Below are 22,503 nucleotides of genomic sequence, written 5' to 3'. Positions count from 1 at the left end.
CCAATTCTCACTGCCTGGTAGTGCTTGAGACCTCCTGCGGCTGCAGGGGTCTACGGGAAGGGTGGCGGCCCGGACTCGACGGCGGCCCGCCACCCTTCGACGTGGCTACTTGACGTCGGCCTCGCTGTAGTAGCCGGATTCGATGAGTTCCTTCTTGTAGTTCTCGTCCGTGATGATGACGGACTTGAGCAGGTAGGCGGGGACCACCTTGACCTTGTTGTTGTAGGTCTTGGTGTCGTTGACCTCGGGCTCCTGGCCCTTCATGAGGGCGTCGACCATCTTGACGGCCTGGGCTCCCAGCTGGCGGGTGTCCTTGAAGATCGTGGAGTACTGCTCTCCGGCGATGATGGACTTCACCGAACCCTTTTCGGCGTCCTGGCCGGTGACGATCGGCAGGCTGCCCTTGGCGTAACCGCCGGTGCTGGTCAGGGCCGAGATGATGCCGATGGAGAGGCCGTCATACGGGGACAGAACGCCGTTGAGCTTGGTGCCGGAGCTGTATGCGGCGGTGAGGATGTCCTCCATGCGCTTCTGGGCCACGGGGGCCTGCCAGCGCAGGATGGCGGCCTGCTCAAACTTGGTCTGGCCACTGGGTACCTTCAGGGTCCCGGCGTCCAGGTACGGCTTGAGGGTGTCCATGGCGCCGGTCCAGAAAAAGTTGGCATTGTTGTCATCCGGGCTGCCGGCGAAGAGCTCCACATTGAACGGACCCTTGCCTTCGACCTTGTTGCCGCTTGCGTCAACGAGGCCCAGGCCGGTCAGCAGCGAAGTGGCCTGCTGCACGCCCACCGTGTAGTTGTCGAAAGTGGTGTAGAAGTCGACATTCGGCGTGCCGTTGATGAGCCGGTCGTAGGCGATGACCTTAACGTTTTGTTCCTTCGCCTTGGCAAGGACGTCGGTAAGGGTGGTGCCGTCGATGGCCGCGACGATCAGGGCTTTAGCGCCCTTGGTGAGCATGTTCTCGATCTGCGCCACCTGCGTGGGGATGTCATCGTTGGCGTACTGCAGGTCGGCCTTGTAACCGAGCTTCGTCAAGGAATCCGAGACGTTCTTGCCGTCGGCGATCCACCGCTCCGAGGTCTGCGTCGGCATCGAGATCCCGACGAGCGAGCCGGCAGCATCGGCGCTGGCGGCCGGGGCGGCCGTGCCGGGCCGACTGCCGCAGCCGGTGGCCCCTACGGTCACAGCGAGGACAACCGCAACGGCGCCCAGGAGTTTCCTGATCTTCACAATTTTCTCCTTCCGCGGACGCATAGTCCGCGAAGTTGCTCCTGATCGCAGTCCTGCACGTCATTGTGCCCCTGCGGGGCGGTGACAGCGGGAGGAATGCGGAGGTCTGAATGGAACGGGGATTCAGCCTGCAAGGGAACTGCGGCCGATTGTTATCGCTAACAATATGGTCAAAGATAGCTTCTCGAAACATGTGAGTCAACGCACATTGGCCGTTTGATCTGCGTCAGTCCGGCGGCGTGCCCTCACGCCGCAAGAATGCGCCAAGCCACGCGGTGCGTGGCTCCGGGTTCAAGCCGACGCCGGTCCCGCCCGGGTCCCGGACGATGACGCACGCCTGCCCAGACCGTCGCCGTCCAGCCGGTAGCGCGCGATGATCGACAATGCGAAGGGATAGCCCGCACCGCCGCCCGCAGGCGGTGATGACGGCGGTGTTAGCCCCGTGCCGGAGCCCGTATTCGCCCCCGGTCACAGACCGCCGGCCAGTTTGTAGTAGGCGGCGTTCCAGGCCAGCTCCTTCTTGAAGCCCCGGATGGTGGTGCCTTCGTCGATCGTGAGCAGCTCGGTTTGGGCGATCTCGGCGAAGTCCTCGAAGACGTCCATGCCGACGGCTGTGCTCAGCACGGTGTGGTGGGCGGCCCCGGCCGTCAGCCAAGCAGCGGCGGAGGTGGAGAAGTCCGGCTTGGGCGACCAGAGTGCGCGGGCCACCGGCAGGTTGGGCAGCGGCTCGTCGAGGTCCACGACGTCGACGGCGTTGGCCACGAGGCGGAAGCGGTCGCGCATGTCGGACAGCGCCACCACGACCCCGGGGCCGGCGTCGGTGTCGAAGACCATGCGGACCGGGTCTTCCCTGCCGCCAATGCCGAGCGGGTGGATTTCCACGCGGGGTTTGGTGGTGGTCAGGGAGGGGCAGACCTCGAGCATGTGGGCGCCGAGAATCTTTTCCTGACCCGGGGCGAGGTGGTACGTGTAGTCCTCCATGAGCGAGGCGCCGCCGGGGAGCCCGGAGCCCATGACCTTGGCTGCGCGGACCAGGGTGGCGGTCTTCCAGTCGCCCTCGGCGCCGAAGCCGTAGCCGTCGGCCATGAGCCGCTGCACGGCCATGCCCGGCAGCTGGCGCAGTGCGCCTAGGTCCTCGAAAGAGGTGGTGAAGGCGGCCGAGCCGTTGGCCTCGAGGAAGGATCGCAGCCCCAGTTCGATCCGGGCGCTGTAGCGCAGCGACTCGTGCCGGGCGCCACCGGCGCGGAGCTCGGCGGCCACGTCGTAGAGCCGCTCGTATTCGGCGACGAGGGTGTCGACGTCGGCCTCCGGGGCGCCGTGCACGGCGTCGGCGAGTTCGTTAACGGACCAGGTGTTGACCGAGACGCCGAAGCGCAGCTCAGCCTCGGTCTTGTCCCCTTCAGTGACGGCGACGTTGCGCATGTTGTCGCCGAAGCGGGTCAGCTTAAGCGTCCGGACCGCGGTCCAGCCCGCCGAGGCGCGCTGCCAGGAGCCCACCTGGCGGGAGACATCGGGGTTGGACACGTGCCCGACGACGGTCTTGCGGGGGATGCCGAGGCGGGACTGGATGTAGCCGAACTCGCGGTCGCCGTGCGCGGCCTGGTTGAGGTTCATGAAGTCGAAGTCGATGTCCGCCCACGGCAGTTCGACGTTGGCCTGGGTGTGCAGGTGCAGGAGCGGCTTGCGGAGCAGGTCCAGGCCCTGGATCCACATCTTGGCCGGTGAGAACGTGTGCATCCAGGCGGTCACGCCGATCACGGCGTCATCCGAGTTGGCTTCCAGGGCGGTGCGGCGGATGGCGTCCGAGTCCGTGAGCACGGGCTTCCAGACGATTTGCACCGGTACGTCGGCGGAGGCGTTCAGCGCGTCGGCGATCTCCTGCGACTGCGCAGCGACCTGCTTGAGGACGTCCTCGCCGTAGAGGTGCTGGCTGCCGGTGAGGAACCAGACCTCGTACTGCTCAAGGGACGTGTTGTTGGCGTTAGACATGTTTTCTCCTGGGGAAGGTAGAGAGCGACGGCGGGTTGGCGGCCTAGCGGCCGGTTTTTGGGCCTAGCGGCCGGTTTTTGGGCCTAGCGGCCGGTTTTTGGGCCTAGCGGCCGTAGACGTTCTGGTAGCGGGCGTAGAGCGAGTCGATCTGGGCCGGGTCGATCGGCACGGGCTCGCCGAGCTGGCGGGAAACGTGGACCGTCTTGGCCACTTCCTCGCACATCACAGCGGCTTTGACCGCGGAGCGGGCATCCTTGCCCACGGTGAAGGGCCCGTGGTTCTGCATGAGCACGGCCGGCGAGGTGGACCGGGCCAGGGTGTCCACGATGCCGCGGCCTATCGAGTCGTCCCCGATCAGCGCGAACGGGCCCACAGGGATCGTCCCCCCGAACTCGTCACCCATCATGGTCAGCACGCAGGGGATCGGCTCTCCCCGGGCAGCCCAGGCCGTGGCGTAGGTCGAATGGGTGTGCACCACTCCCCCGACGTCGGGCATGTGGCGGTAGACGTAGGCGTGCGCCGCGGTGTCCGAGGACGGCGTGAGGTCCGGGTTGGCCCACTCGACCGTCGCGCCGTCGGCTCCGGAGCTGAGCGAGCTCACCGGCGTGCCGAAGAGATCGGTGACCACCATGAGTTCCGGCGTCAGCTCGTCATAGGAGACGCCGGACGGTTTGATGACCATGAGGTCGTAGCCGGGAACGCGGGCCGAGACGTTTCCCGCCGTCCAGACCACGAGCTGGTAACGCGTGAGTTCGGCGTGCAGCGAGCAGACCTCGCTGCGGAGCCGGGCGATGGATTCCGGCAGCGTGCTCATGCGGACACCCCGGCGGTGAAGAGAGGACGGACGGCGTTGCGCTGAATAGCTTTGAGCCGGTGCATGACCTCGTTGGTTCCCCTGCCGAAGTAGTCGTGGAGTGTCCGGTATTCCCGGAACAGTTCTTCGTAGGCCGCGACGTTCTCCGGGATCGGTGTGTAGACCGCGCCCGGCGCAGCACCCATGGCGGCCGCGGCCTCCCGGATGTCCTGGTACCTTCCGGCAGCGACGGCGGCGTGGATGGCCGAACCCAGCGCTGGACCTTGGGTGGAGCCGATGGTGGAGAGCTGCAGTCCTGTGATGTCGGCGTAGATCTGCATAAGCAGCTTGTTCTTCAGGAGCCCGCCGGCAACGATGAACTCGGTGACCGGGACGCCAGAGTCGCGGAAGGCGTCCACGATGGTCCGCGTGCCGAAGGCTGTGGCCTCCAGGAGTGCCCGGTAAGTGTCCTCAGGTTTCGTGGCGAGGGTCTGGCCAACGATGATGCCGGAGAGTTCGTGGTCCACCAGCACGGAGCGGTTGCCGGAGTGCCAGTCGAGCGCGATCAGGCCGTGCTGGCCGATCGCCTGGCTGGACGCGAGTTCGGTGAGATATTCGTGGATGCCCAGACCGGCGGCGGCCGCGGCTTGGTGGTATTCCGGCGGAACGCCGAACTTGGTGAACCAGCCGAAGATGTCCCCCACCCCGGACTGCCCGGCCTCGTAACCCCAGAGCCCGTCCACGATGCCGCCGTCGACGACGCCGCACATGCCCGGCACTTCCCGGAGTTCGCCGCCGTTCAGGACGTGGCAGGTGGAGGTGCCCATGATCGCCACGAGCTGGCCCGGCTCCACCGCTTTGGCGGCCGGTGCGGTGACGTGCGCGTCCACGTTGCCCACCGCAACGGCGATCCCCTCGGGCAGGCCAGTCCAGGCGGCGGCCTCGGCGGTGAGATAACCGGCGGCGTCGCCGAGCCGGCCGATGGTGTGTTCCAGCTTGGCGGACACGAAATCCTTGAACCGCGGATTCAGGGCGGCCAGGAAGTCCTCGGACGGGTAGCGGCCGTCCTGGTAGATCCCCTTGTACCCGGCCGTGCAGGCGTTGCGGACGTAGTTGCCGCAGAGCTGCCAGACGATCCAGTCGGCGGCTTCCACCCAGCGGTCCATCGCGGCGTAACTTTCCGGGTCGTCCTCGAGCAGCTGCAGTCCTTTGGCGAATTCCCACTCGGAGGAGATCAGCCCGCCGTAGCGCGGGAGCCAGCTTTCGCCCCGTTCGGCGGCCAGTGCGTTGATCCGGTCCGCCTGCGGCTGCGCGGCGTGGTGGCGCCAGAGCTTCACATAGGCGTGCGGCCTGTCGGCAAAGTTGGGCAGTTCACTCAGCGGGGTGCCGTCTGCCTTGACCGGAACCATGGTGCAGGCCGTGAAGTCCGTGGCGATCCCCACGACGGCGGCCGGGTCGATTCCGGCGTCGGCGATCGCCGCGGGCACCGCGTGGCGCAGGACCTCCCGGTAGTCGTCGGGCACCTGGAGCGCCCACTCGCCCGGAAGCCGGATCCCGGCGGCGCCCGCCGTGTCCTCGGGGAGCTCGCCCGAGACCACAGCATGAGGGTAGTCAAAGACTCCGCTGCCCAGTTCCTTGCCGTCCCGGACCCGGACGACGACGGCCCGCCCCGAAAGCGTGCCGTAATCCACACCGATGACAAAGTTGTCGGTTCCGTCCACTGAGAAGTCCATCAAATCCTCCAATAGGTTCCGCAACATTGCGAACTCCCTTATTGTTAGCGCTAACAAACATGGTGTCAAGAAGACCGGTCGTGCTTGGCCGGAAACGGAAAGCTTCGGCCCTAGGAGAGGCGGGGGCGGGGCGCAGTGCTGGCGCGGACCACGAGCTCAGGCTTGACCACCAAGGCGCCGCTGCCGGCTTCGTCCTCGATCTGGGCGCGTATCAAGTCCATGCAGCGTTTTCCGAGCTCCTCGAAGTCCTGGCGCACGGTGGTCAGCGGCGGCATGAAGTAGGCGGATTCGGGCTGATCGTCGAAGCCGACCAGCGAGATTTCCTCCGGGACGCGGATGCCCTTCTCGCCGAACGCCCGCAGCAGTCCGAGCGCCATCTGGTCGTTGCTGACGAATACCGCCGTGGCGCTGCGCTGTTCTGCCAACAGCTTCCCGATCCGGTACCCGCTGCCCGCGCTCCAATCCCCCTCGACCAAAAGGTCGTCCGGGAGGCCGGCTTCCGCCAGCTCCTCGCGCCACCCGTCAACACGGGCCTTGCCGTCCACCCAGTCAAGCGGGCCGGAGACATGGCCGATTTGCTGGTGGCCAAGGCTGATGAGATGGGCCACGGCCAGCCGCGCCCCGAGCTTCTGGTCGACCATCGCGCCGCTCAGACGCCCTTCCCCGGCACCGCCGACGACGATCACCGGGAGATCCAGGTTCAGGCCTTCGAGCACCTGAAGTGTCCCGTCGTGCGGCACGATCACAATCATTCCGTCCGCGCCCTGGTCCGTTAGGTGCCGCACCGCATCCGAAATGGCCTTCGCCCCGGCCCCTTTGATCGCGGCAATGCTCACGAAATACCCTGCTTCGCGGGCGGCCTGCTGGACCCCCAACAGGGTGTTCGCCGGGCCGTACTGCCCGAGTTCCGAGGCCAGGACACCGATGGTTTGGGTGCGCCGGGTCACCAGGCTCCGGGCGGCCGTGTTGCGCCGGTAGCCGAGTTCGGCAATCGCTGCCTCCACCCGCACCCTTGTTGCCGTGCTGACGTTCGGGTGGTTGTTGATCACCCGCGACACAGTTTGGTGGGAAACTTTGGCCAGCGCGGCGACGTCTTCGAGCCGCGGCAGCCGCCGGTCATTGCTGTTCCCCATGCGAGGCTCCCTTCGCTCCGATGTCGTCCGCCGGTGTGAACTTACCGTGAAATCAACCTATGGAATCAACCTCTGGGAGGGCGCATGACGCCCGCAGGTCGCCTGGCTCCCGGCTGCTGTTAGCGCTAACGATAGTCCATTTAGCCCCCGCCGCCCGCAGGGGACGGCAACGATGTCAGAGGAAGGGACTTTACCTGGCCGGCACGGCGGGCGACGGCACGCAGCCGCAGGACGCCCGCAGGACCAGGTCCACGGGGAAGGTCCTGTTCCTGGTGGGTGAGCCGCTGTCGGAGTCGATGAGTGCCTCGACGGCAGCCTCGGCCATGGCCTGTACGGGCTGCGCGACCGTGCTCAGCGGCGGCCAGCTGTACTCCGCCTCGGCCGAGCCGTCGAAGGAGAAGACAGCGAGGTCCTCCGGGACACGCAGGCCGGCCTCATACACGGCGCGCAGCAGGCCGACGGCTTGCAGGTCGGAACTGACAAACACGGCGGTGGGCCGGTCGGCGGCAGCGAGCAGCCGCTGCCCGGCCCGGTAGCCGCCCTGGCGGTCGAAGTCGCAACGCAGGATGGGCCCTTCCGGGAGGTCGGCCTCGGCCAGCCCTCGCTGCCACCCGATCTCGCGCGCGTCGAGGTCATTGCCGGCGTTCATTCCCATGACCAACGCGATGTTGCGGTGGCCGTGGCCCACCAGGTGCTCAACGGCCCGCCGGGAGCCTTCGAGCAGCTCCACGCCGACCGAGTTGAAGCCCGGCACCTCGCTGCTGTGGTTGAGCAGCACGGCGGGGATCTCCGAGTGCTCAAGCTCGGTCAGGTCGGGTTCGAACAGCACGCTGGAGAGGAAGACGCCGTCCACCCGGCGGCTCGCGAGGTTCCGGACCTGGCGGCGTTCGTTGGCCGCCGATCCGCCCGAGTTGGCCAGCAGCAGCGCGTAGCCGCGCGCCGCCGCGGCTTCCTCCACAGCGCGGGCCAGGGTGGCGAAGAAGGGGTTGGTGGTGTCCGGGACCACCATGCCCAGCATCTCGCTGGAGCCCAGCTTCAGGGCCCTCGCCGCGGCGTTCGGCCGGTACCCGAGGGCGCTGATGGCCTCGCGCACTTTCGCGGCCGTCACCGGGGAGACCCGCTTGGGTCCGCCGTTCACCACATAGCTGACGACGGCGGTGCTGACGCCAGCCAGCCGGGCCACGTCTTTGCGGGTGATCGTGGGCCTGGCGGGGGCTGGCGAATGTGGCACAGGGACCATGCTACCGCCGGAGTTCGGCGGCAAAGCCTTCCTCACTGGAGACGTGCGCGGGCAGCCCGGCGGGGGCGTCACCGTGGTCCGGCACGGGCAGCCGCTCCCCGCCGCGGAGGGCGGACTCGTGCGCGACGATGCCCGGAAGGGTGTAGCGGGCGGCTTCCCAGGCATTGACCGGCGGCAGCGTTCCGGTGGCGACGGCGGTGGCGAAGTCGTCCACCAGGAAGTGGTGGCTGCCCTCGTGCCCGTTGTGAAGTCCGCGGAACTCGGCGGGGAGCCGGCCGGCGTCGTGCACCGCGGCCAGACCGGAGCTGAAGGCGTCCCGCAGGGCCGGTGCGACGTCGGCCAGCGCCGGATCGTCGGCAGCGAGCGTGGCGTGGGTGTCCAGTTCGGCGCTGACATCGGTCACTGACTCTTTGTCCTGCCACACACTGACCGTGGCCAGCTGCTCGAAGCTGGCTTCGGTGCCGAAGTACCGGAAGCGGCTTTCGCGCAGGTGGGAGGGGTAGCCGACGCGGCGCATCTCGTTGATGCGCATGGAGCCGCCGGTTGAGAGTTCGAACAGCGCGGTGGCATTGGAAAAGTCGTTGCCGAACATGCTGACGTCCTTGTCGAACACGCCGTCGCCGCGTTCGTCGGAGACGCCGATGCAGCTGACGCTGACGGCATGGCCGCCGATCGCGCCCAGCACCCCGCCCGTGGAGTGGGTCGGGTACAGCATGGGCGGGTAGCTGGCGGTGCGCTTCCAGTCCGCCCCGCCGCTGTACTGGTAGGCCTCGTAGAAGCCAAGGTCCATGTCGTGCACGTAGTCGCCCTCGGCATAGAAAATGCGGCCGAAGGCGCCTTCGGCCCTGCGCTTGCGGGCATACACAGTGGCGGGGTTGTAGTAGCTGGTCTCGCCCATCATGTAGGTCAGGCCCGTCTCGCGGACGGCGTCGATGATCCGGGCGATCTCGTCCTCACTGATGGCCATCGGCACTGCCGAGTAGACATGCTTGCCCGCGCGGAGCGCCTGCAGCACCAGCGGCCCGTGCGTCCAGCGCTGGGTGAAGATTGCGACGGCGTCCACGCCGCCGTCGAGCATGGCCTCGAAGCTGGGATACGTCCCGGCCAGGCCGAGCCGCTCCCGGAGGGCCTCGGCCCGTTCCGGCAGGACATCGGTGATATGGACTTCTGAAATTTCGGGGTGGGCGTTGAAGAGCTTGGCGAAGGCGCCTGCGAACTGGCCGGCGCCAACGATACCTAGTGAGAATGTCATGCACGCAAGTTTCACACCGGTTTCTACTCGAGTCAATAGATCATGATGAGCGGAATTTTTCAGCCCGGAAACATGAACGAAACGGTTGCGCATCGGAAAGTTACTCGTGTAGATTCATCTCCCAGTTGTAATCCACGTCACAGCACCACGTAACTGCGGAGGACCCACCAATGACCACCACAACTGCCCGCGGAGCCGTTCAGGCCCGCAAGGCGACCGGCACGGGAACGGGAAAGGGCAACGCTGCCCCCCGTCGCCTGCGCCGACCCCGGAGCGACCTGAGGGTCGCCCTCTTCTTCATCGCCCCGGCCCTGCTGGGCTTCGTTGCCTTCTACCTTGTGCCGAGCATCCGCGGCGTCTACCTCAGCTTCACCGAGTACAGCGTCCTGGGCGATCCAACCTGGATCGGCACTAAGAACTACACCGCGATCTTCGCCGACGATCTGTTCTGGAACGCCATGGCCGTGACGGTCCAGTACGTGGCACTGAACATCGGCTTCCAGACCGCGATCGCCCTCGGCCTGGCGCTCCTGATGCACAACGTCGCCAAGTCCACCTTCATCCGCGGCGCCCTGCTGCTGCCCTTCCTGGTGGCGAACGTGATCGTCGCACTGCTGTGGTTCTGGATGCTCGACTACCAGCTCGGAATCGTCAACGAGGTCATCAACTGGATGGGCCTGCCGCGCATCGCCTTCTTCGGCAGCGAGCAATGGGCCATCCCCACCATCGCCGGCGTCAACGTCTGGCGCCACATGGGATACACGGCCCTGCTGATCTTCGCCGGCCTGCAGTCCATCCCCAAGCACGTGTACGAGGTCGCCTCGCTCGACGGCGCCTCCCCGACCCGGACCTTCTGGAGCATCACGATGCCGCTCCTGCGCCCCGTGCTGGTGCTGGTCCTGGTGGTCACGGTGATCGGCTCCTTCCAGGTCTTCGACACCGTGGCAGTGACCACGGGCGGCGGCCCGATCAATGCCTCCCGCGTCATCCAGATGTACATCTACCAAAAGGCATTCGGTGAATCCGACTTCGGCTACGCCTCGGCGCTGTCCGTCATTCTCTTCGTCATTCTCGCTCTTGTGGCCTTCGTCCAGATGAAGTTCCTCAAGGGCAACGAATCGGATCTGGACTAAGGAACCCCAGCCATGACTACCTCCGCCCCTTCCCGCAAGAATCCCGCCACCACCGCTACAGCTCCCAGGAAGCCGGTCAACTGGCGCCGCGTCGGCGCCTGGACCCTCGTCGCCGTCGCCGTCGCCGTGACGATCGCGCCGTTCCTGTGGATGCTCCGCACCGCACTATCCAGCAACGCCTCCCTCGCCTCGAACGCCAGCAACCTGCTGCCGGCCGACTTCAGCCTCGGCGCCTTCAAGCGAGTCCTGGGGCTGCAGAGCCCCGAGGAAGCGATCGCCGAGGGCGGCTCCGGCGCCGCCATCAACTTCTGGCTGTACCTGCGGAACTCCATCATCTTCGCCACCGTCACCACCGCCGGGCAGGTCTTCTTCAGCGCGATGGCCGCCTACGCCTTCTCCCGGCTCCGCTGGCCGGGCCGGAACGTGGTGTTCGGCCTGTTCCTGGCCACCATGATGGTCCCGCCAATCTTCACAGCCCTGCCCAACTTCCTGATGATCAAGAACCTGGGCCTGCTCAACACTTTCGCCGGCATGGCCCTGCCGTTCCTGTTCATGACCCCCTTCGCCATCTTCTTCCTGCGCCAGTTCTTCCTCTCCATGTCCCGCGAGGTGGAAGAGGCCGCCATGCTCGACGGCGCCAAGCACGTGCGGATCTTCTTCCAGATCGTGCTCCCGAACGCCGCGGCCCCGCTGGCCACCTTGGCGCTGCTGACCTTCATCGGGCAGTGGAACGAGTACTTCTGGCCGCTGCTGGTGGGCCAGGACGAGAACGTCCGCGTCCTCACCGTGGGCTTGGGCGTCTTCAAGTCCCAGTCCCCGCAGGGCGCCCCCGACTGGGCTGGCCTGATGGCCGCAACCCTGATCGCGGCCCTGCCCGTCCTCCTGCTCTTTATCGCCTTCGGCAAGCGGGTGGTCAACTCCATCGGCTTCTCCGGCATCAAGTAACCCCGACCCAGCACGCACTCCCCGTCAATAAGCGTTCCCCTCAAAGAAGCACTTCCATGAAAGGTCCACCATGAAGAAGACCCTCGGCGCCGTCGCTGCCGCCGCAGCCATCGCCATCTCCCTCTCCGCCTGCGGCGGTTCCGCCCCCTCGGCCGACGCCAAGGGCGAAATCAACTACTGGCTGTGGGACGCCAACCAGCTCCCGGCCTACCAGAAGTGCGCGGACGATTTCACCAAGGCCAACCCAGACATCAAGGTCAAGATCACCCAGCGCGGCTGGGACGACTACTGGACCACACTGACCAACGGCTTCATTGCCGGCACCGCCCCCGACGTCTTCACCGACCACCTCTCCAAGTACCCCGAGTACGCCGCGAAGAAGCAACTGCTCCCCCTCGACGACGCCGTCGCCAAGGACGGCATCAAGCTGGACAGCTACAACAAGGGCCTGGCCGAGCTCTGGGTCGGCCAGGACGGGAAGCGCTACGGACTGCCCAAGGACTGGGACACCGTAGGCCTCTTCTACAACAAGGCCATGACGGACTCCGCGGGCCTGACCGCCGAGCAAATGGCCAACCTGGACTGGAACCCGAAGGACGGCGGCAGCTACGAAAAGGCCATCGCGCACCTGACCGTGGACAAGAACGGTGTGCGCGGCGATGAGGCCGGCTTCGACAAGAACAACGTGGCCGTCTACGGCCTCGGCCTGGAGTCCTCCGGTTCGGGCCAGGGCCAGACGCAGTGGAGCTACCTCACCGGCACCACCGGCTGGACCCACACCGACAAGAACCCCTGGGGCACCAAGTTCAACTACGACGACCCCAAGTTCCAGGAGTCCATTGCCTGGTGGGCCGGCCTGGCGGACAAGGGCTACATGCCCAAGCTTGAAACCACTGTAGGCGCCAGCATGTCGGACAACTTCGGCGCCGGCAAGGCCGCGATCAACACCACCGGCGACTGGCTGATCGGCCAGTACACCGGCTACAAGGGTATCCAGACCGGCATCGCCCCCACCCCGAAGGGCCCCGAAGGCAAGCGCGCCAGCATGTTCAACGGCCTGGCCGACTCCATCTGGGCCGGCACCAAGAACCCGGCAGCCTCGGTCAAATGGGTCGAATACCTCGCCTCCTCCGCCTGCCAGGACGTCGTAGCCTCCAAGGCCGTCGTGTTCCCGGCCATCACCAGCTCCTCCGAGAAGGCAGCCGCAGCGTTCAAGGCCAAGGGCACGGACGTCTCCGCTTTCACCCAGCAGGTCAAGGACGGCACCACGTTCCTGTTCCCGATCGCGGACAAGGCAGCCAAGGTGGACGGCATCATGAAGCCGGCCATGGACGCAGTGCTGTCCGGCAAGAAGCCTGCCAGCTCCCTCACCGAAGCCAACGACCAGGTCAACGCCCTGTTCAAGTAGGCCTCTGAAGCCATAGCCGCCGGCAACGGCGGCGCCCGCTGCGCGGGGTCCCAGCCGGGATCCCGCGCACCAGCACCTGACTTCCGCACAACTGAAAGCGAATCCCATGCACCCCGTGCACCTGCGTTCTGCCGGCACCAGCCTCCTGCTGGCCTTCGACTCCGGCGAGGCCGAGATCGTCCATTGGGGCGCCGACCTCGGCGAACACCTCCCCGATCTGGCGATCCTCCGCGGGCCCGTGTCCCACTCCGCCCTCGATGTCCCTGTCACCGCCGGGCTGCTCCCGCAGGCCTCCTCCGGCTGGGCCGGACGGCCGGGCCTCCGCGGGCACCGGAACGCAGACGGCGGCCCCGGCCAGGACTTTTCGCCGGCCCTGCGGGTGGTTTCCGCCCAGGTGCAGGACGGCGGCCGCGGGGTACTGATCATCCACCGTGATTCCGAGGCCGGACTGGACGTCAGCTCCGAGCTCACCCTCCACCCCGGCGGCCTCCTGGAGCTGGTCCACACTCTGACCAACAACGGCACGGCAGAATACCAGCTCGAAGAACTCGCCACGGTGCTGCCGGTGCCGCGGGACGCCACGGAACTGCTCGATCTCACCGGACGCTGGTGCCGCGAAAACCACCCGCAGCGGCACGCCGTCCAGCAGGGAACCTGGGTCCGCACCGGCCGGCACGGCCGGACCGGCCACGATTCCTCGCTGCTCGTGGCCGCCGGGACCGCCGGCTTCTCCAACCGCCGGGGCCAGGTGTGGGCCACCCATTTCGGCTGGAGCGGCAACCACGAGCAGTACCTCGACAGCCTCACCGACGGCCGGCGCATGCTCGGTGCCGCGGAGCTGCTCGGCTCCGGCGAAGTGGTGCTCCACCCCGGCGGCAGCTACCGGACGCCGTCGCTCTTTGCCGCCTATTCCGGCCATGGCCTGGACGGCATCACCGAGGCCTTCTACCACTGGTTCCGCGCCCGGCCGCAGCACGTGGACACCACGTCCGGGCGGGTACGCCCGGTGGTGCTCAACACCTGGGAGGCGGTCTACTTTGACCACAGCCTCGAACCCCTGCTGGAACTCGCCGAATCGGCGGCCCGGCTCGGCGTGGAACGCTTCGTCCTGGACGACGGCTGGTTCCGCGGCCGCCGCGACGATCACGCGGGCCTGGGCGACTGGTTCGTCGACGAGGGTGTGTGGCCCGGAGGCCTCACGCCGCTGATCGACGCCGTCACCGGGCACGGCATGGAGTTTGGCCTGTGGGTGGAGCCGGAGATGGTCAACCTGGACTCCGACGTCGCCCGCGAGCACCCGGAGTGGATCGTGGGCCCGTCGGTGCTTTCCTACAAGGACGGCGGCCGGCTCCCGCACACGTGGCGCAATCAGCACGTCCTGGACCTCGCCAATCCGGAGGCCTGGCAGTACATCTACGGCCGCCTCGACGCCCTGCTGCGCGAAAACAACATCGCCTACCTCAAGTGGGACCAGAACCGGGACCTCACCGAGCACGGCCGCGGCGGCCGCCCGTCCGTCCACGAGCAGACGCTCGCGGCCTACCGGCTCTTCGACGCGCTCAAGGCAGCGCACCCGGACGTGGAGATCGAAAGCTGCTCTTCCGGCGGGGGACGGGTGGACCTCGGCATCCTGCAGCGCACGGACCGCGTGTGGGCCTCGGACTGCAACGACGCCCTGGAACGCCAGACCATCCAGCGCTGGACACAAGCCATCCTGCCGCCGGAGCTGGTCGGCGCGCATATCGGACCCACCACCTCGCACACCACGGCCCGCACGCACGACATCTCCTTCCGCGCCATCACCGCGCTCTTTGGCCACTTCGGCATGGAGTGGGACATCCGCGCGGCCACGGACCAGGAGCGGGCAACGCTGCGCCGCGTGATTGCGCTGTACAAGCGCCACCGCGCACTGATCCACTCCGGCAAACGGGTCAACGCGGACACCGCCGAGCCCACCTTGAGTGTTCACGGTGTGGTTGCGCACGACGCCGGTGAGGCGCTGTTCGCCGCCGTGTCCCTGGCGTCGGCCCCGGCCGAGGTCCCCGGACTGGTGTCGCTGCCGGGCCTTGACCCGACCCGGAACTACCGCGTCCGGGCCGAGCTACCCACGCCCCTCGACGGCGACTACGCGCACACCTACACCCAGGTCCAGCCGCCCGCCTGGCTGGAAGACGGGGCCGTTGCCACCGGCGCCTTCCTGCGGCACGTCGGCCTGCCCCTGCCGCTCCTGAACCCGGAGCACGCCCTGCTCCTGCACGTCCAGGCCCTCTGACCGCCCGGTCCCCACCCCCTGAAGGAACCCCATGACCAGCATCATCAGCCGCAGCGACGCCCCGGCGTCGGTGTCCGCGGTCACCAGCACACGCCTGGCCGACGGGCGCGAACTGCTATATTTCGACGACTCCGACCGTCCCCGGCCACGCCCGTCCTGGGACCGCCGCGAACTTCCCGAACGCGGACCCTCCGGGGAGATCAGGTACGACGCACTGACCGGGGACTGGGTGGCGGTCGCCGCGCACCGGCAACACCGGACGCACCTGCCGCCGGCGGACGAGTGCCCGCTGTGCCCGAGCACCGACGCGCGGCCCTCCGAGATCCCGGCCGCGGATTACGACGTCGCCGTGTTTGAAAACCGCTTCCCGTCGCTGGGACCGGATTTCGCACCCACCCCGGCATCGCCGGGCTGGGGAACCCGCGGAATCGCCGGCGGCCGGTGCGAGGTGGTGGCCTTCACCCCGGAGCACACCGGGACGTTCGCCGCGCTCAGCAGTCGGCGCGTGCGCACCGTGATCGACGCCTGGGCGCACCGGACCGAGGCATTGAGCGCACTGCCGGGCGTGGCGCAGGTGTTCTGCTTCGAGAACCGCGGCCAGGACATCGGCGTGACATTGCACCACCCGCACGGCCAGATCTACGCCTATCCCTATGTCACGCCGCGGGCCGCGGTGATGGCCGCGGCCGCCCGGCAGTTCCACGACGCGGCGGGCGGAAAGGCCACCCTGACCGGGACCATTTTGGCGGGCGAACGCGCCGACGGCGCCCGCATGGTGCTCGAGGGTGAGTACTTCAGCGCCTACGTCCCCTTCGCGGCCCGCTGGCCGCTGGAAATCCACCTCGTCCCGCACCGCCAGGTTCCGGACCTGGCGGCGCTGACGGGCGCCGAACGCGACGAGCTCGCCGTGCTGTACCCGGAGCTCCTGGGCCGGCTGGACGCCCTGTACGGCAGCCCGACGCCGTACATCAGCGCCTGGCACCAGGCCCCGGTTGACCCGGTGCTGCGACGGTCCGGTTACCTGCACCTGCAGCTCACCTCGCCCCGGCGGGCCGCGGATAAGCTCAAGTTCCTGGCCGGCTCCGAGGCCGCCATGGGCGCCTTCATCAACGACACGACGCCCGAAGAGGTCGCCGCCCGGCTCCGGGATGCCAGGACAGGAACCCCATGACCAACATCGACAGCAAAGGAACGGCTTTGGCGGACGTTCTGACCGGCGCCTTCGCCGGCCACTTCGGCGGGCACCCCGACGGCGTGTGGCAGGCACCGGGACGGGTCAACCTGATCGGCGAGCACACGGACTACAACGAGGGCCTCGTGCTGCCCTTCGCCATCAACCGCAGCACCACCGTCGCCGTGGCAGCCCGGGCAGACCGCACGGTGCGGCTGGCCTCCGGGTTCCCGGGCGCGGAACCGGTCGAATTCGATCTCGACACGTTCACCCCGGACCAGGCTGCGGGCTGGTCCGCCTATCCGGCCGGCGTGGCCTGGGAGCTGGAACGCGCGGGCATTCCGGTGCCGGGCTTTGACCTGTTCGTGTCCTCCGATGTCCCGGTCGGCGCCGGCCTGTCCTCCTCCGCGGCCCTGGAGTGCGCCGTCGCCCTTGCCCTGTCCGATCTCACCGGAGCCGGTCTGGACCGCGCCGACCTGGCGGACATCGGGCGGCGCGCCGAAAACAACGTGGTCGGCGCCCCCACCGGCATCATGGACCAGTCCGCCTCAATGCTGGGCACCGAGGATTGCGCCGTCTACCTGGACTGCCGCGACCTCAGCTCCCGCCCGGTGCCGCTTGGCCTGGCGGAAGCCGGGCTGGTGTGCCTGGTCATTGACACCAGGGTCTCGCACGCCCATGCCAGCGGCGGGTATGCCGCGCGCCGGGCCTCCTGCGTCCAGGGCGCCCGGGCCCTGGACGTGGGCGCCCTTAGGGATCTCGGTGCCGCCGACCTGCCCCGGGCCGAGCGGATTCTCGACGACGAGACGTTCCGCCGGGTCCGGCACATCGTCACCGAGAACGAACGGGTGGCCCGGACCGCGGAACTGCTCGGGACCCACGGGCCGCTTGCCATCGGGGAACTGCTGGACGCCAGCCACCGCTCCATGCGGGACGACTTCGAGATCTCCTGCCCGGAGCTGGACCTGGCCGTTGACACCGCCCGCGCCAACGGGGCCGTCGGTGCCCGAATGACCGGCGGCGGGTTCGGCGGTTCGGCCATCGCCCTGGTTCCGGTGAGCGACGCCGATCGGGCCCGGTCCGCGGTCCTGGCCGGCTTCGCCGCCCGCGGGCTGCCGGTTCCGGACGTGTTCGCCGTCCTGCCGGCAGAGGGGGCGCGGCGGCTCTGATCAGGCCGGCGGCCCGGTGGTCAGCGCCCGAAGCCGGTGCAGCGCGGCCCTCTGCCGGGTCCCGGCCATCAGTACTTCCGTAGATCCAGCGGATCCTGGCCGTACCAGCGCTTGCGCAGTAGGGCAGTGGCGGCTCCCAGGACGCGCCGGAGTTCCTCCGTGCTGTTCGAGAGCGATCTCAGCACCAGCCCGGTCGTTCCCAGCACGGCGGCGGTGAGCGAGATGCCGGTGCGGGCGCCATACCCGGCCGTGATCTCGTGGAGCTCGTCGGCAAGGGCCTGGTTCACCCGCGGGTCCACCACGATCAGCGACCCCAGATGGCTGAAGCCCTCCATGAACGCCATGCCGGTGACATCGCCCAGGGACGGGCGGATGAGCACGTTGTCCAGGGCCAGCAGCCCGCCCGCTCCCCCGGACTCGACCCGGATCTCGGTCCGCAGCCGCAGCTCCTCGTACCGGAACGAGGCCCCGTCCGGCGACCAGCCGGGGGTGATGATTTCGGCCATGATCAGGCTCGAGGACGGCCGCACCGTGACGTGGGTATTCTGCCGGTAGCTGGCCTCCCGGTAGGCGATCACTTGGTCCGGGGCGAGCTCCAGCCGCGCCCCCTCCCCCAGCCGCAGCCTCATCCGCTGCTCGGCAAAGGATCCCGGAGTCCGGTAGATCTTGGTGGCCGACTGCGTGGCGAGCAGCAGCTTCGCCCCATCGGCCACCTCCACGTCAATCACATACAGATCTGCCCCCAAATACGCCCCGCCCGGATTGACGAGCACATAACAAACCTGCCCGCTGCCATCCAAGTAATGCGGCCGCAAAACCCTCAAAGCCCCCCGATGGAACTGATGCGTGGCAACAGAACGTCCTGCACGATTAGTGACGACGAGTTCGAGCTCCCCCATCGGTGACTTGACCGCTGAGGCGGCGAGGCCGGATTTTGGGGCCGCGGCGTGGCGGGCCTCGCGGGGGGCCCCCCGCCGCGAGGGCCCAGACTCGAGCTTGCGAGAGTTGGGAGCGGCCGGGGACGGGCACGGCCCCAAATCCGGCGAAGCCGCCGGAGCCGGCACAACCGTCGTCATGACGCCAGGTCGAGCATCAGGACGTCCCGCCGCACCCATTCGATGACGCGCTCCAGCCCTTCGTCGGTCTTGAGGTTCGTGAAGCAGAACGGCTTCTCGCCCCGGAATTCGCGTGAGTCCCTTTCCATGACGGCGAGGTCCGCGCCCACGTGCGGCGCGAGGTCGGTCTTGTTGATGATGAAGAGGTCGGCCTTGATCATGCCCTGGCCGGCCTTGCGCGGGATCTTCTCGCCCTGGGCGACGTCGATGATGTAGATGGAGAAGTCCACCAGCTCGGGGCTGAAGGTGGCGGAGAGGTTATCGCCGCCCGACTCCACGAAGATCACCTGCAAATCGGGGTGCCGCTTCTTCAACTCCTCGATGGCTGCCGTGTTCATGGAGGTGTCCTCTCGGATGGCGGTATGCGGGCAGCCGCCGGTTTCGACGCCGATGATCCGGTCCAGCGGGAGGATGCCGTTGGCGGCGAGGATCTTGGCGTCCTCGATCGTGTAGATGTCGTTGGTGATGGCCGCCATGGAGATGTCCCGGCTCATGTGGCGGGTGAGCCGCTCCACGAGCTGGGTCTTTCCGGCGCCCACCGGGCCGCCGATGCCGATCTTGATGGGCTCAGACATATTCTTCTCCAGACATATTTCTCGTACAGCCTTTCTTGGACGGCTCGGTTAGCTCATGAACATGCGGGCGCGCTGGCGTTCGTGCCGCATCTGCGAAATTTCGAGTCCGGGGCTGACGGCGCCAAAGTCGACGGCCGTGAGGTGGCCGGCCCGCTCAACTGCGGCAGCGACGTCGTCGGCCGCCTTCCGCAGGAGCCGCTGGCCGGCGTTCTGTCCCAGCGGAATTGCCCGTACGGCGTTCTGCGTCAACGACGTCACGGCGGCGAACAGGTAAGCGGCGAGGGCCTCGCCCAGCGGGACAGCCAGGGAGCGGGCGACGACGGCGAACGCCAGCGGTTGGTGCCCGGCGGCACGGCCGCACCTCACGAGATCTTGGTACTCGGCCAGTCCTGGGGACGGAAAAATCTCGGCCCCGATCTCCAGCAGCCGGGTCCCCATCTTGACGCTGGCCTCGCGCAGCTGCCGGGGCAGGAGCTGGGCGGTCAGCAACGCATCCAGTTCGGCAACCGGAACGTCCTCATAGAGGAACCGGATGGCCAGGGCGTCGGAGTATGTCAGCTGCTGTGAAATGAAGGCCGCCAGCCACACCCCGAACGACTCCTCGTCATGCACCAGCCCGCGCTCAATGTACGTTTCAAACCCCAGCGAGTGCGCAAACGCCCCGGTAGGCAGCGCGGAATCCGTCAGCTGCTGCAACGCGAGCTGGTAGCGGGCACGGCCCCCTTCACCCGCTGGCGCTTCTGGCGCCGATCTAGTGCGAGTGCTCGGCATGGCGGAAGGGGACGGGCATCACGCGCGTCTGGCGGTCGTAGGGCGCTCCGACGTGTTTGAGATAGTCCTCCACGGTGTGGTCGTACTGGCAGACCATCACCTCCGCCCCATACTCCGAGGAAGCGTCGAAGAACTGGGCCTGCAGGTGCCGGTTGCCCAGGGAGTGGGCCACCACCCCCATTTCGTGGATGGAGCGCGGGGCGATCACCAGGACATCGGTGGGCAGCACCGACACTACGATCATGTTGGTGTCGGCCACGTGCAGGATGTCGCCGTCGCGCAGGTCCCCGGAACCGGCGGGGAGGCGGATGCCCAGTTCCTTCCCGTGATCGGTGGTGACGCGCTGGATGCGTTTGACCAGCTGGGCGCTGGGCAGCACCACCTTTTCCCGGTGCAGCCCCAAGTACGGGTCCGGACCGGGAGGGAGGTCGTGGGTGTTGCCGAGGACCTTTTCGATGATCATGGTGGTCTCCTCTGGAAGCCTAGAAAAGGAAGTAGCGCTGCGCCATGGGCAGGACGTCCGACGGTTCGCATGTGACGTCCTCGCCGTCGACCCTCACCTGATACGTTTCCGGGTCCACCTCGATGTCCGGGGTGGCGCCGTTGTACTTGAGGTCCGCCTTGGTGAGGTTCCTGATGCCGGACACCGGTCGGATGACCTTCTCCAGTCCGATCTCGGCCGGGACCCCGGCGTCGATGGCGGCCTGGGAGAGGAAGGTGATGGAGGACTGCTGCAGGGCCTTGCCGTAGGCGGCGAACATCGGCCGCATGGTGCGCGGCTGCGGGGTGGGAATGGAGGCGTTGGCGTCACCCATGAGGGCGTAGGCGATCTGGCCGCCCTTGAGCACAAGGTCCGGCTTCACTCCGAAGAACGCGGGGTCCCAGAGCACCAGGTCGGCGAACTTGCCGACCTCCACGGAGCCGATGGAGTCGGCCATGCCCTGCGCGATGGCGGGGTTGATGGTGTATTTCGCCACGTAGCGTTTGAGCCGGAAGTTGTCGCTTTCCGCCCCGAGACCGGACGCGGCGCCGTGGCTGCCCCCGTCAGGGTCTTTGAGGACGCCGCGCTGTTTCTTCATCTTGTCCGCCACCTGCCAGGTGCGGATGACCACCTCGCCCACCCGGCCCATGGCCTGGGAGTCGGAGGACGTGATCGCGAAGATTCCCAGGTCCTGCAGGACGTCCTCGGCGGCGATGGTCTCGGCACGGATGCGGGAGTCCGCGAATGCCACGTCCTCCGGGATGTCGGGGTTCAGGTGGTGGCAGACCATGAGCATGTCCAGGTGCTCTTCGATGGTGTTGCGCGTGTGCGGCAGGGTGGGGTTGGTGGAGGCCGGCAGGACGTTGGGCAGCCCGGCGATCTTGATGATGTCCGGGGCGTGGCCGCCCCCGGCCCCTTCGGTGTGGAAGGTGTGGATCACGCGGCCGTCGATGGCCCGGATGGTGTCCTCCACGAAGCCGCACTCGTTCAGGGTGTCGGTGTGGATGGCCACCTGGACGTCGTATTGGTCCGCGGCCTGCAGCGACGTGTCGATCGAGGACGTGGTGGAGCCCCAGTCCTCATGGACTTTCAGCCCGATCGACCGCGGACGCGTGGCCCTTGCCGAACAGTCCGATGTTGATGGGGAGCCCTTCGGCGGCCTGCAGCATTCGGTGGATGTGCCATTTTCCGGGCGTGACCGTGGTGGCTTTGGTGCCCTCGGCGGGACCGGTGCCGCCGCCGACCATCGTGGTCACGCCGCTGCACAGGGCTGCGGGCACCTGGTCCGGGGAGATGAAGTGGATGTGGGAGTCGATGCCGCCGGCGGTCAGGATTTTCCGCTCGCCCGCAATGATCTCGGTGCTCGCGCCGATCACGATGTCCACACCGTCGGTGATCTGCGGGTTGCCGGCCTTGCCGATCCGGACGATATGGCCGTCGCGGAGCGCGACGTCGGCCTTGTAGATGCCGGTGTAGTCCAGCACCACGACGTTGGTGATCACGGTGTCCGGGACTCCGCCGCCGGAACCAAAACCGCCAGAACCGTCCCGGGTCAGCTGGCCGTTCTGGCCCATGCCGTCGCGGATCACCTTGCCGCCGCCGAACACCACTTCCTCGCCGTAAACGGTAAGGTCCTTCTCGATCTCAAGAAACAGATCCGTGTCGGCCAGGCGGATCGCGTCGCCCGTCGTCGGGCCGTAGAGGTCCGCATACTGCCTGCGCGATAGCTCGAAACTCACTGTGCGTCACCTTCCCCTTGGGAAACATGGAGTCCGGGGTTGCGGAGTGTGCCGTTGACGGCGTTGCTGAGGCCGTACACTTCCCGGCTGCCCGCGAGCTCGATCAGCCGGACAGTCCTGCTGTCCCCGGGTTCGAACCGCGCGGCCGTGCCGGCCGGGATGTCCAGCCGGCGGCCGTAGGCGGCCGCCCGGTCAAATTGCAGCGCCGGATTGGCTTCGGCAAAGTGATAGTGCGAGCCCACCTGGACGGGGCGGTCACCGGTGTTGGTCACCGCGACGGTCACCGCCTCGCGGCCAGCGTTGATCACCAGCGGCGTGGCGCTGAGCACGTATTCTCCAGGAATCATGGAAGCC

18 protein-coding genes and 1 pseudogene are annotated in these 22,503 nt (G+C 67.5%); 6 read left to right on the top strand and 13 right to left on the bottom strand.

The window, feature by feature from the left end; translation table 11 throughout:
* Window positions 1-105: 105 nt before the first annotated feature.
* The 7 genes from chvE to AC1DKQ_RS06090 all read right to left on the bottom strand — a co-directional run bounded on the left by chvE (window position 106) and on the right by AC1DKQ_RS06090 (window position 9,370).
* Window positions 106-1,230: a multiple monosaccharide ABC transporter substrate-binding protein gene (gene chvE / locus AC1DKQ_RS06120; RefSeq protein WP_476918442.1), complete on the bottom strand. Its 1,125-nt coding sequence runs from the start codon at window positions 1,228-1,230 to the stop codon at window positions 106-108.
* Window positions 1,231-1,698: 468 nt separating this feature from the next.
* A complete protein-coding gene (gene araA, locus AC1DKQ_RS06115) occupies window positions 1,699-3,219 on the bottom strand; it encodes an L-arabinose isomerase (RefSeq protein WP_476918441.1) in 1,521 nt (506 codons plus the stop codon).
* A 103-nt stretch (window positions 3,220-3,322) separates the two neighbouring features.
* A complete protein-coding gene (locus AC1DKQ_RS06110) occupies window positions 3,323-4,033 on the bottom strand; it encodes an L-ribulose-5-phosphate 4-epimerase (protein WP_476883135.1) in 711 nt (236 codons plus the stop codon).
* A complete protein-coding gene (gene araB / locus AC1DKQ_RS06105) occupies window positions 4,030-5,745 on the bottom strand; it encodes a ribulokinase (protein WP_476883134.1) in 1,716 nt (571 codons plus the stop codon). The genes AC1DKQ_RS06110 and araB overlap by 4 nt, the downstream gene beginning before the upstream one ends.
* A gap of 110 nt (window positions 5,746-5,855) precedes the next feature.
* On the bottom strand, window positions 5,856-6,878 hold the full coding sequence (locus AC1DKQ_RS06100) for a LacI family DNA-binding transcriptional regulator (protein ID WP_476883133.1): 1,023 nt from the start codon (window positions 6,876-6,878) through the stop codon (window positions 5,856-5,858).
* A gap of 190 nt (window positions 6,879-7,068) precedes the next feature.
* The gene (locus tag AC1DKQ_RS06095) at window positions 7,069-8,118 is read right to left on the bottom strand and encodes a LacI family DNA-binding transcriptional regulator (protein ID WP_476883132.1); all 1,050 of its coding nucleotides are present in this window, start codon (window positions 8,116-8,118) and stop codon (window positions 7,069-7,071) included.
* A 1-nt stretch (window position 8,119) separates the two neighbouring features.
* On the bottom strand, window positions 8,120-9,370 hold the full coding sequence (locus AC1DKQ_RS06090; RefSeq protein ID WP_476883131.1) for a Gfo/Idh/MocA family protein: 1,251 nt from the start codon (window positions 9,368-9,370) through the stop codon (window positions 8,120-8,122).
* Window positions 9,371-9,540: 170 nt separating this feature from the next.
* On the opposite strand from AC1DKQ_RS06090, the gene AC1DKQ_RS06085 reads away from it, so the two are divergent.
* The 6 genes from AC1DKQ_RS06085 to galK all read left to right on the top strand — a co-directional run bounded on the left by AC1DKQ_RS06085 (window position 9,541) and on the right by galK (window position 17,468).
* Complete coding sequence (locus AC1DKQ_RS06085) at window positions 9,541-10,503, top strand: carbohydrate ABC transporter permease (RefSeq protein WP_476883130.1); 963 nt, start codon at window positions 9,541-9,543, stop codon at window positions 10,501-10,503.
* 12 nt (window positions 10,504-10,515) lie between these two features.
* Entirely contained in the window at window positions 10,516-11,448 is a 933-nt protein-coding gene (locus AC1DKQ_RS06080; RefSeq protein WP_476883129.1) for a carbohydrate ABC transporter permease, read from the top strand.
* 70 nt (window positions 11,449-11,518) lie between these two features.
* Window positions 11,519-12,856, top strand: coding sequence for an ABC transporter substrate-binding protein (locus tag AC1DKQ_RS06075; protein WP_476883128.1), 1,338 nt, complete (start codon window positions 11,519-11,521; stop codon window positions 12,854-12,856).
* Between the two features lie 106 nt (window positions 12,857-12,962).
* Window positions 12,963-15,128, top strand: coding sequence for an alpha-galactosidase (locus tag AC1DKQ_RS06070; protein WP_476883127.1), 2,166 nt, complete (start codon window positions 12,963-12,965; stop codon window positions 15,126-15,128).
* Window positions 15,129-15,159: 31 nt separating this feature from the next.
* Entirely contained in the window at window positions 15,160-16,299 is a 1,140-nt protein-coding gene (gene galT / locus AC1DKQ_RS06065) for a galactose-1-phosphate uridylyltransferase (protein ID WP_476883126.1), read from the top strand.
* The gene (gene galK / locus AC1DKQ_RS06060; RefSeq protein ID WP_476883125.1) at window positions 16,296-17,468 is read left to right on the top strand and encodes a galactokinase; all 1,173 of its coding nucleotides are present in this window, start codon (window positions 16,296-16,298) and stop codon (window positions 17,466-17,468) included. The genes galT and galK overlap by 4 nt, the downstream gene beginning before the upstream one ends.
* Before the next feature lie 68 nt (window positions 17,469-17,536).
* Here galK and AC1DKQ_RS06055 read toward each other — a convergent pair whose 3' ends face one another.
* From AC1DKQ_RS06055 to AC1DKQ_RS06030, 6 genes and pseudogenes are all read right to left on the bottom strand, one after another.
* Complete coding sequence (locus AC1DKQ_RS06055; protein WP_476883124.1) at window positions 17,537-18,367, bottom strand: urease accessory protein UreD; 831 nt, start codon at window positions 18,365-18,367, stop codon at window positions 17,537-17,539.
* 173 nt (window positions 18,368-18,540) lie between these two features.
* Window positions 18,541-19,158 (bottom strand): urease accessory protein UreG, encoded by a 618-nt coding sequence (ureG, locus tag AC1DKQ_RS06050; protein WP_476883123.1) that lies wholly within the window; start codon window positions 19,156-19,158, stop codon window positions 18,541-18,543.
* Between the two features lie 48 nt (window positions 19,159-19,206).
* Window positions 19,207-19,929, bottom strand: coding sequence for an urease accessory protein UreF (locus AC1DKQ_RS06045; RefSeq protein ID WP_476883122.1), 723 nt, complete (start codon window positions 19,927-19,929; stop codon window positions 19,207-19,209).
* Window positions 19,910-20,392 (bottom strand): urease accessory protein UreE, encoded by a 483-nt coding sequence (ureE, locus tag AC1DKQ_RS06040; RefSeq protein WP_476883121.1) that lies wholly within the window; start codon window positions 20,390-20,392, stop codon window positions 19,910-19,912. The genes AC1DKQ_RS06045 and ureE overlap by 20 nt, the downstream gene beginning before the upstream one ends.
* A gap of 19 nt (window positions 20,393-20,411) precedes the next feature.
* Window positions 20,412-22,149, bottom strand: a pseudogene (gene ureC / locus AC1DKQ_RS06035) (urease subunit alpha).
* Window positions 22,146-22,496: an urease subunit beta gene (locus AC1DKQ_RS06030; RefSeq protein ID WP_476883119.1), complete on the bottom strand. Its 351-nt coding sequence runs from the start codon at window positions 22,494-22,496 to the stop codon at window positions 22,146-22,148. Before AC1DKQ_RS06030 ends, ureC begins: the two are co-directional and overlap by 4 nt.
* Between the last annotated feature and the right edge of the window lie 7 nt (window positions 22,497-22,503).

Source organism: Arthrobacter sp. 05L421 (genome assembly GCF_056397785.1).
Note: the sequence above shows the minus strand (reverse complement) of the source record. Positions and strands in the feature narration are given on the sequence as shown.